A 10,792-nucleotide genomic window follows, 5' to 3' on the forward strand; every position below is an offset into this window, starting at 1 on the left:
TTTCCATATATGAACAAGAAAATCTATGTCGGTATGACCGCGGATATCATGCATCCGGGGCTGATCCATATTATTCATGAAGCTACTAAATACGGTGATGTCATCGTCGGTCTGCTGACGGACAAGGCCATCGCCGAACACAAACGCCTCCCTTACCTTACCTATGATCAGCGTAAGGAGGTTGTTGAGAATATCAAGGGGGTTTGCGAGGTTGTTCCCCAGGAGGATTGGAGCTATGTTCCGAATCTGGAAAAACTCAAGCCTGACTATATCATCCACGGTGACGACTGGAAAACGGGTCCGTTGCGCGAGGTGCGCGAACAGGTTTTTGAGGTGATGAACGCCCAGGGGGGCAAGGTAATCGAGATCCCTTATACCCGGGGCATCAACTCCTCCTCGCTCGACAAGGATATCAAGGCGATCGGGACTACCCCTGACGTACGTCTTAAGTCCCTCCGCCGCCTGATCCAGGCCAAGCCTGTGGTCCGTATCCTGGAGGCTCACGACGGTCTTTGCGGTCTGATTATTGAGAATCTTGAAGTCCAGAAGGGTGATAAGCGCGAGGTCTTTGACGGCATGTGGTCCAGCAGCCTGACCGACTCCACGAGTAAGGGTAAACCGGATATTGAAGCGGTCGACCTTACCACCCGTTTACAGGACCTGAACAATATCCTTGAATGTACCACCAAGCCTATTATTTTTGATGGAGACACGGGTGGCAAGATCGAACACTTTGTCTTTACTGTGCGCACTCTGGAACGTCACGGCATTTCTGCGGTAATCATTGAAGATAAAGTCGGTCTGAAGAAGAATTCCCTTTTTGGTACTGACGCTATCCAGACTCAGGATAGTATCGAGGGTTTCTGCGATAAGATCAGAGCAGGGAAGAATGCCCAGGTCACCGGTGACTTTATGATCATTGCGCGTATCGAAAGCCTTATTGCCGGCAAACCCATGAGTGACGCCCTCGAACGTGCTTATGCCTATGTACAGGCGGGTGCGGACGGCATCATGATCCACAGCAAGGATAAGTCGGGTGAGGATATCCGTGAGTTCTGCCGGACTTTCCGCAAAGAATACGCCCATGTTCCCATTGTCGTTGTTCCGACGACTTATGACCATGTGCACGAATCCGAACTTCACGAATGGGGTGCCAACGTAGTCATTTACGCCAACCACCTTCTCCGTGCCGCTTACCCGGCCATGATGAACGTGGCCAGGACCATCCTTGAAAACGAGCGCGCCGAGGAGGTCCGTCCGCTTTGTATGCCTATCAAGGAAATTCTGGAATTGATTCCGGGCACTAAATAAATCAGACGGTTATGGTAAGTGTAGAAAAGATATACGATACGTTCCTTCATCACGGTGTTGACTTCTTTACGGGTGTTCCCGATTCCCTTTTGAAGAATATTTGCGCCTATATCACGGATCATGCTCCGCGTGGTAAGCATATCATCGCCGCCAATGAAGGTTCCGCGGTGGGCATTGCCTGCGGTTATTATATGGCTTCTGGCAACGTTCCTTTGGTTTATATGCAGAACTCCGGTCTGGGAAATACGGTGAATCCCCTCTTGTCCCTTGCGGACGAGAAAGTGTACAGCCTTCCTCTTCTTTTGCTGGTCGGCTGGCGCGGTGAGCCCGGCACAAAAGACGAACCCCAGCATAAGAAGCAGGGCGAGGTTACCCTTGATCTTCTGAAAGCCATGAAAATTCCTTTTATAATTCTGGATACGGATGAAGACGAGGCCCTGGCGCAGATCCATGACGCGGTTGTCTCGGCGAAGAGCCGGTCGATTCCCCATGCGATTGTCATCCGTAAAGATACGTTTGGAAAATATAAATTGCGTCAGGAAGCCTTGAATGACTATCCTCTGTCCCGCGAGGAGGCGCTAATGCAGGTTGTCGACCACCTCGGGGACAATGACATTGTGGTTTCCACCACGGGCAAGCTCTCCCGTGAGCTTTTCGAGTACCGTGAATCGAAAGGGCAGGGGCACGCAAGGGATTTCCTAACTGTGGGTTCCATGGGTCACAGTTCTTCCATTGCCCTGGGGATTGCCCTTGAGAAGCCTGACCGCCGTGTCTACTGTCTTGACGGTGACGGTGCCTTTATCATGCACATGGGTGCTGTCAGCAATATCGGCGATCTTTCTCCCAAGAATTACAGGCACGTCCTTTTCAACAACGGTGCCCATGAATCTGTCGGCGGTCAACCCACGCTCGGTTTCCGTCTGGATATCGCCTCGATAGCGAAAGGTTGCGGTTATGCGCATGTACTGACTGCCTCCGACAAGGAAGGGCTTTCGTGTGCGCTTGAGAAGCTGTCCGGCCTGTCCGGCCCGGTTCTTCTTGAAATTAAGGTCCGGATCGATTCACGTGATGATCTGGGTCGCCCTACGACTACTCCGGTAGAGAATAAAGAGCATTTTATGGCATTTTTAAAAGATACGCATTCATGAATATCGAAAGAAAGATCCTTTTGAATCCGGGTCCCGCCACCACGACGGATACGGTAAAGCTGGCGCAGGTTGTTCCCGATATCTGTCCGCGTGAGAAAGAGTTTGCGGGTATGATGAAACAGTTACGTGACGACCTGGTCCGCGTTGCGCATGGAGACCTCTCCAAACATACGGCCGTCCTGTTTTGCGGCTCGGGTACGATCAATATCGATATCTGCCTGAACTCTCTTCTTCCTGCGGATAAGAAAGTTCTGGTTGTCAATAACGGTGCCTATAGCACCCGTGCGGTGGAAGTCTGCGAATATTACGGTCTTCCCCATATCGATTTGAAGTTTTCCGTTTACGAACTTCCCGACCTGTCGGTAATCGAAAAGACGCTTTCCGACAATCCGGACATCGCTTTGGTCTATACCACGCACCATGAAACGGGTACGGGTATCTTGAACCCCATCCGTGAGATCGGAAAAATAGCCCATTCGCACGGTGCCGTTTTTGTTGTCGACACCACTTCCTCCCTGGGTATGATTCCTTTTGATATCGGGAAGGATAATGTTGACTTTTGTATGGCTTCGGCTCAGAAAGGCCTTCAGGCCATGACGGGTCTTTCCTTTATCATAGGTGATGAATCCCTGATACGTGCTTCAAGGGATTATCCGAAACGCTCCTACTATTGTAACCTCTATTTACAATACGATTACTTTGAGAAGACGGGTGAGATGCATTTTACTCCTCCTGTTCAAACCGTTTACGCTGCCCGTCAGGCTCTTGATGAATATTTTGCAGTAGGTGAAGAGGCTAAATTCGCCCGTCACAAGAGGGTCTTTGAAGCCATCCATAAAGGTTTGCAAGAGCTTGGTCTTCAGTATGCGATCAAACGTGAATGGCAGTCGGGTCTTGTTGTTTCTGTATTGTATCCTGATGATCCCCTCTGGGATTTTGATAAGGTTCATGATTACTGCTATGAACGTGGCTTTACGATCTACCCGGGTAAGATTTCCACAACGAATACATTCCGGCTTTGTGCGTTGGGAGAGATTGATGTGGAGGATATTGAGAGGTTCTTTGAGGTGATGAGGGAGGCTGTTTTAAAATACTAGAGAAATTGTCAATTGGGATATGAAAGATAAAAAAAATGTAGTAAAATGGAATTTTGTATTTTATCTCTTGGAATTTTTGTATACAATTTTAGTTGGGATTATTTTGGTTCCGTTGTATTTGAAATATATTCCAAAGGATTTATATGGTTTCTGGCTAGCTACTGGTAATATATTGTCTATTTTAACTCTTATCAATCCTGGGTTTTCAGATGTGATACAACAAAAAGTTGCATATTGTTATGGATTACATGATTATAAAAAAATAGGATTATATACCGTTTCAGGTATTTGTCTTACGTTTGTTTTTTCATTAATTGTTTTGATAATCGGAGTAGTAGTTAACCTTTTAATAGGTAGTATATTTACAATGCAAGCTAATTATTTATATGAATTAAAAATAGCTTTTGGCTTAATGCTTGTTGGTACATTTTTAACTATTAATTATTATTCCTTTTCTTCTATATTATATGCTTTTCTTAGTAGTAAGTCAATCGGGCTAATTGTACTTCTAGGCAATAGTTTAGGTACTTTAATATCTATTTATCTTATTATCCATGGATATGGTCTAATAGCTTTGGGAATTGCATCAGTTGTTCGAGGAGGTGTTTTTTTGTCATGTAGTGTTGGCTATGTAATATTTAAATTTCGAAAAAAGAAAATAAAAATTGTATTTGATTTAAATAATGTTAAGGAGATCTTTTCTTTTTCTATATATAATTTTTTAGGTAAAACAGGACAAACATTGTTGACTAATATGAATTCTTTCTTGACTGCTAAGTTTGTTTCTCCTATTGACGCTGCAAATTTGAGATTTACTCAAACTGTGCCGGAATTTGGTAAAGTTTTAGTTTTAAGATTTTTATATTCTGTTGCTCCTATTATTCCTAATTTGTTAGCAGCTAAGGGGTTGGAGTCTATTAGAATAAAGCTTTTGAATATTGTGTATTTTTTGATTTCCTTTATTTTCTTAGTATGTATTGGTTTTTATCTATTGAATGAACAATTTATATATTTATGGCTTGGTGAGAACAATTTTTCAGGGAAAATAATTAATTTTTTTATCATTATTTTATTGTTTTTTTCTTCTATAAACAAGGTCTGTTTTCAGTTTCTTTTTGCATTAGGAGATATAAAGAAAAGCAATAAGATTTTATTTTACCAATCTTTGTTGTATTTACCTATTGCTGTTTTTACAACGAAATTTTGTGGAATAATTGGTTTATTGTTATCTGGAATATTAGTAGAATTATTGGCACTATTCATTTTCTTCTTTCCTAAAATGGTTGATATTCTTAATATTTCGAAAATAGATATTAGAAAGAAACTTTTTGTGGAGTTAACCAAAATATCTTTTGTTACGGTTATTACATTATTAATAGGTTCTTGTGTCAAGTTCTCTAATCCTAGTTGGCTACTTTTCTTTGTGGAAATTGTTTTTATTGTATTAACATTTTTTGTTTTGTTGTTTTTATGTTCAAAGACTTTTCGTAATTTATTGTCTATTTGTAAATAAAAGATGAAGATACTACTAGTTTTTATAGATATGATACGTGTTGATCATTTATCATTATATAATGATAACATGGAGAAAACATCGTTGGATTTGTTTTTTGAAAATTTAGGAGGTACAATTCTAACTAACTGTTATACACCTGCACCTGATACTCCAAGAAGTATAGCTTGTTTGCAAAGTGGCCTATTACCCTATTTGAATGGCTGCGATAGTCGTGTCAAATGGCCAAGATATTTTATGAAACCTAATATAGAAACTATTTTTGATATTGCAGTAGGGTTAGGATATAAAGTAAATTTGTGTGCGACTAAATCTGATATTGAAACAGGGTTGTTTAAGTTTAAAGAAAATGAAAATATTAGTATATTTACTACTATTGAAGATTTTACTGATACTGTTCATTTGTCAGAAAATACATTGTCCTTAATTGCCATTGATGATTATCATTCTGCCATTGATGATTATGGAGGAACCTCATTGGGAATTAAAGAAGGGCAGAAAGTGATATTATATTCTTTAAATAATTTTCTAACTCCAGATATCGTAAATAAATACGACTATTCGTTTTTCTTTTCAGACCATGGGCATGCTTTGCAGAGTGAAATTGTCATGCAAAAAAATAAACTAGAACTACTTAGTGATGGAAGAACTAAACTTTTTATGTTCTATCATAATATTAATAATAAGAAAATAGTAAAAGATTCTAGGCTTGCTTCTATTTTGGATCTTTATGCCTCTATTGTTGATTTGATTGGTAGTGGAGATTTTAGGCAAGGTTTTTCCTTTTTTAGAGACAGTCAAAGAGATATACTTCATATAGAGGACCATGCTGATTTTAGGGTGTCTCCAGAGCAAATTGTGAGTCAATGGCGAGTAATTTCAGATGAAATAGATATTAGGACTAATGTATTTGAAACTTTAAATAAAAAAGGACAAATAATCGATATAAATGTGGTAAAAAAATATTTAGATAGTTTTTCCCCCTCGTTTTCTTATTATATGAAACAGATAGAGATTCTAAAAATGTATGAGAAAATGAAACAACGGAAAACGCATTATTTTAATGGGGTAAAGCGAGCTAATTGGTGGATCCGCTGTTATGTTAGAATTATAAATAGGTTATATATACTAATAAATAGATTGAAATGATTGTATCATCTTTGCGAGGAGGATTGGGGAATCAAATGTTTATTTACGCTATGGTGAAGGCCATGGCATTAAGAAACAATGTACCATTCGCTTTTAATTTGACTACTGATTTTGCAAATGATGAAGTTTATAAAAGGAAACTTTTATTATCATATTTTGCATTAGACTTGCCTGAAAATAAAAAATTAACATTTGATTTTTCATATGGGAATTATTATAGAAGGCTAAGTCGTAATTTAGGTTGTCATATACTTCATCCATCATATCGTTATATTTGCGAAGAGCGCCCTCCCCACTTTGAATCAAGGTTAATTAGTTCTAAGATTACAAATGCTTTTCTGGAAGGATATTGGCAGTCAGAAAAATATTTTCTTGATTATAAACAAGAGATAAAAGAGGACTTTGTAATACAAAAAAAATTAGAATACACATCGTATTTGGAATTGGAAGAAATAAAATTGCTAGATAAGAATGCCATAATGATTGGGGTTAGACGGTATCAGGAAAGTGATGTAGCTCCTGGTGGAGTGTTAGAAGATGATTACTATAAATGTGCTATGGATATTATGGCATCAAAAGTTACTTCTCCTGTTTTCTTTTGTTTTTCACAAGATTTAGAATGGGTTGAAAAACATCTAGCGGGAAAATATCCTGTTCGTTTGATAAGTAAAAAGGAGGATGATAGTGGTACTATAGATGATATGTTTCTAATGATGCATTTTCGTAATTATATAATATCGAATAGCTCTTTTTACTGGTGGGGAGCATGGCTTTCGAAATATGATGATAAGCTGGTGATTGCTCCAGGTAATTTTATAAATAAGGATTCTGTACCAGAATCTTGGTTTAAATTGAATGTAAGATAAAATCTTAATGAATGTGTTAGTAACCGGTGCTGCCGGATTTATAGGTTCGCATGTTTGTAAGCGTCTTTTGCAACGTGGGGATGAAGTTGTGGGCTTGGATAATATTAATTCGTATTATGATATTAATTTAAAGTATGGACGCCTTTCGAGCTTAGGTGTTCCTCAATCTGAACTGTCATGGTATAAGTTCACACGGAGTAATGTTTATCCTCGATTTAGTTTTGTGCGGATGAACCTCGAGGATAGGCAGGCTATGCAAATGCTGTTTGCTAATGGAAATTTTGATGTAGTAATCAATTTGGCCGCACAAGCGGGAGTGCGCTACTCCATTGAGAATCCATATGCTTATGTTGAAAGTAATATAGACGGTTTTCTGAATGTTCTCGAGGGTTGTCGTCACAGTCAGGTGAAACATTTGGTTTATGCCAGTTCCAGTAGTGTATATGGTTTGAATGGACAGGTTCCTTTTTCAGAGAAAGATGGCATAGCCCATCCGGTGAGTCTGTATGCCGCAACCAAGAAGTCGAATGAACTTATGGCACATACTTATAGCCATTTATATAATATACCTTCTACGGGTCTTCGTTTCTTCACGGTATATGGTCCCTGGGGTAGACCGGATATGTCTCCTTTTCTATTTGCGGATGCTATCTTGCATGGTCGCCCCATCAAGGTCTTTAACAATGGCAACATGCTTCGTGATTTTACATATATAGATGACATTGTGGAAGGTGTCTTGAGAGTGGCTGATTCTATTCCGGAAGGGAATCAGTGCTGGGATGCTGAGGTTGCGGATCCAAGCATGTCCTGTGCTCCCTATAAGATTTATAATATTGGTAATTCCCGTCCTGTAAAATTGATGGATTTTATACGTGCTATAGAAATGTCAATCGGGAGGGAAGCTGACAAGATCTATCTTCCGATGCAGCCCGGGGATGTGTATCAGACCTATGCGGATACTTCTTCTCTTTCGCGGGAAATTGGTTTTCAACCCAATACGTCCTTGGAGGCGGGCGTTAAGAAAACAATAAGTTGGTATAAAGAATTTTATAATCTATAATTATGAAGATTGCTATAGTTGGTACAGGTTACGTCGGTTTGGTTACAGGTACCTGTTTCTCTGAGATGGGAGTAGACGTCACATGCGTTGATGTGATTGAATCTAAAATTGATAATCTTAAAAAAGGCATAATTCCGATCTATGAGCCGGGACTTGAAGACATGGTGCACCGCAATTACAATGCGGGGCGTTTGAAGTTCACTACTTCCTTAGCCTCATGTTTGAATGATGTTGAGGTTGTGTTTAGTGCAGTTGGTACTCCTCCTGATGAAGATGGCAGTGCGGATTTAAAGTATGTGCTTGAAGTTGCCCGTACGATTGGTAAAACGATGAACCATTATGTACTGGTGGTAACGAAGAGTACTGTTCCTGTCGGCACAGCGCAACAGGTGAAAGCTACGATCCGGGGTGAATTGGATAAACGCGGTTTGAATCTTGAATTTGACGTGGCCTCCAATCCTGAATTTCTGAAAGAGGGAGATGCCGTTGATGACTTCATGAAGCCGGATCGGGTAGTTGTGGGAGTTGAGTCTGAGAGAGCTAAATCTATCATGGAGCGTTTGTATAAACCGTTCATGATGAATAATTATCGTTTGATCTTTACTGATATCCCTTCTGCCGAGATGATAAAATATGCGGCAAACTCTATGTTGGCCACTCGTATTAGTTTTATGAACGATATTGCGAATCTTTGTGAGTTGGTTGGTGCAAATGTAAATATGGTCCGTAAGGGGATCGGTGCTGATTCCCGAATAGGTAGTAAATTCCTATATCCGGGTTGTGGATATGGTGGTTCTTGTTTTCCTAAGGATGTAAAAGCCCTGATAAAAACGGCCGATAAGAATGGGTATTCCATGCGTGTGCTTAAGGCTGTTGAAGAAGTTAATAATTCTCAGAAAAGTATTCTTTTTAATAAGTTGATCAGATATTTTGATGGAAATCTTTCGGGAAAGCGTATTGCGTTGTGGGGGCTGTCTTTTAAACCGGAAACGGATGACATGCGCGAGGCTCCTGCTCTGGTTCTAATAGATAAGATATTGTCTTGTGGCGGTCTTGTTAAAGCTTATGATCCTATTGCTGTTGAAGAATGTAAACGGCGGATAGGGGACAGCATAGAGTATGCCAATGATATGTATGATGCGGTTCTTGATGCGGATGCCTTGTTACTGGTTACAGAGTGGAAAGAGTTTCGTATGCCTAGCTGGGGTGTATTGAAAAAGACGATGAATCGTGCTTTGATTATCGATGGCAGGAATATTTATGATAGACAAGAGTTGCAAAGTGTGGGGGTTGAATATACTTGTATAGGAGTTGAAGCAATATGATATAATTTGTAAGTTTCTTAATCTGAATATTATATTAGTACAGTTTAATAATTAATTTATATAGATATTTTGCTTTTTTATATTTTAGGGGAAGAAGTAGCAGGTGATTGTATAATATTAGATAAGAAATGCAATCATGTTAATATTCCATTTCTTATAAGCTAACCTATCTTTATATAATTGTGAATATTGTCATAAAATAATGGGGCTATCTTAATTGAGTATGTTGTTTTGTCTTTTTTATGATTTTTTGTTTTATTGATATTCTTATTTATAGCTAAAAATGTCAACAATAAATAACCGAAATCCAAAGATTAGCGTATTGATGTCTATATATAAAGAGAATTCTCTTTATGTAAGACAAGCTATTGATAGTATTTTAAATCAAAGTTTTGGAGATTTTGAATTTTTAATATATAATGATAATCCAGAAGATTTTATTTTAGATAAGTTAGTTTTAGAAATAGCAAGAAAAGATAGTCGTATACAATATCAACGAAATGAAAAAAATATAGGTTTAGCAGCCACTTTGAATCGTCAGATTTGTGTAGCTAAAGGTGAGTATTTAGCTCGTATGGATGCAGATGATATTTCATTACCGGATAGATTTATTATGCAGGTTGAATACTTAGATAGAAATACTAATATAGCAGTTTTAGGTACATGGGCTAAAATAATAGATAAAGAAGGACAGGTTATTAGTAGTGCTTCATTAAAAACTGGATATAATAACATCATTGCATGTGCAATGTGCGATTCTCCACTGTTTCATCCTTCTGTGATGATCAGGAAAGAATTTTTACAATTAAATGGACTGTCTTACAATGAAGATTTCTCTTGTGCTCAAGATTATGAGTTATGGAGTCGCATTCTGTTTGAAAAAGGTGGATATATAGATAATTTGTCTGTTTATTTGATTTATTATAGGGTTACTACTTCTCAGATATCAAGCATAAAACAACAACAACAAATTTATAACTCTTTACTTGTAAGAAGAAATAATATATCGTTTTTTCTAAATAAATATTCTATTGATTTACCTCGAAAGATAACAAAAACCGATGTATGTAATTTGATAAATAGAATAAGTGAATTCAAAGAAGAAAGCTCTACTCATAAAATATATGTTAATATACTATTTATGTATTGTATGTCATTACCCCGTTTAGAAAAGATAATTCTTCTTATAAAATATGTATGTGTATTTTATTCGGAATTTTCGTTGAAACAGATGTGCTTATTAGTTGCAAGTTCATTTTTTATGCGAAAGTTTCCATTATGCTCTTTGAATATAATGTTACATTGATTAGTGTTTTAATTTAA

The 10,792-nt window shown here is 38.4% G+C and carries 9 protein-coding genes; all 9 read left to right on the forward strand.

What is annotated here, in order from left to right:
• The first annotated feature begins 9 nt into the window (after positions 1-9).
• The 9 genes from aepX (at position 10) to BF9343_RS08885 (ending at position 10,775) form a co-directional block, all read left to right on the forward strand.
• The gene (gene aepX, locus BF9343_RS08845; protein WP_005817134.1) at positions 10-1,311 is read left to right on the forward strand and encodes a phosphoenolpyruvate mutase; all 1,302 of its coding nucleotides are present in this window, start codon (positions 10-12) and stop codon (positions 1,309-1,311) included.
• Between the two features lie 11 nt (positions 1,312-1,322).
• Positions 1,323-2,459 carry a phosphonopyruvate decarboxylase gene (gene aepY / locus BF9343_RS08850; RefSeq protein WP_005817136.1) on the forward strand — a complete coding sequence of 379 codons (1,137 nt, stop codon included), beginning with the start codon at positions 1,323-1,325 and terminating at the stop codon, positions 2,457-2,459.
• Positions 2,456-3,556: a 2-aminoethylphosphonate aminotransferase gene (locus tag BF9343_RS08855; RefSeq protein ID WP_010992743.1), complete on the forward strand. Its 1,101-nt coding sequence runs from the start codon at positions 2,456-2,458 to the stop codon at positions 3,554-3,556. The genes aepY and BF9343_RS08855 overlap by 4 nt, the downstream gene beginning before the upstream one ends.
• Before the next feature lie 19 nt (positions 3,557-3,575).
• On the forward strand, positions 3,576-5,069 hold the full coding sequence (locus BF9343_RS08860; RefSeq protein ID WP_005817140.1) for an oligosaccharide flippase family protein: 1,494 nt from the start codon (positions 3,576-3,578) through the stop codon (positions 5,067-5,069).
• Between the two features lie 3 nt (positions 5,070-5,072).
• Positions 5,073-6,218, forward strand: a complete 1,146-nt coding sequence (locus tag BF9343_RS08865) for an alkaline phosphatase family protein (protein ID WP_005817142.1) — start codon at positions 5,073-5,075, stop codon at positions 6,216-6,218.
• Positions 6,215-7,084 carry an alpha-1,2-fucosyltransferase gene (locus BF9343_RS08870; RefSeq protein ID WP_005817145.1) on the forward strand — a complete coding sequence of 290 codons (870 nt, stop codon included), beginning with the start codon at positions 6,215-6,217 and terminating at the stop codon, positions 7,082-7,084. The genes BF9343_RS08865 and BF9343_RS08870 overlap by 4 nt, the downstream gene beginning before the upstream one ends.
• Before the next feature lie 7 nt (positions 7,085-7,091).
• Positions 7,092-8,144, forward strand: coding sequence for an NAD-dependent epimerase (locus BF9343_RS08875; protein ID WP_005817148.1), 1,053 nt, complete (start codon positions 7,092-7,094; stop codon positions 8,142-8,144).
• 2 nt (positions 8,145-8,146) lie between these two features.
• Positions 8,147-9,469: a UDP-glucose dehydrogenase family protein gene (locus tag BF9343_RS08880; RefSeq protein WP_005817149.1), complete on the forward strand. Its 1,323-nt coding sequence runs from the start codon at positions 8,147-8,149 to the stop codon at positions 9,467-9,469.
• 283 nt (positions 9,470-9,752) lie between these two features.
• Positions 9,753-10,775 (forward strand): glycosyltransferase, encoded by a 1,023-nt coding sequence (locus BF9343_RS08885; protein WP_010992744.1) that lies wholly within the window; start codon positions 9,753-9,755, stop codon positions 10,773-10,775.
• The last annotated feature ends 17 nt before the right edge of the window (positions 10,776-10,792 follow it).

Source organism: Bacteroides fragilis NCTC 9343 (assembly GCF_000025985.1).
Lineage (GTDB): Bacteria > Bacteroidota > Bacteroidia > Bacteroidales > Bacteroidaceae > Bacteroides > Bacteroides fragilis.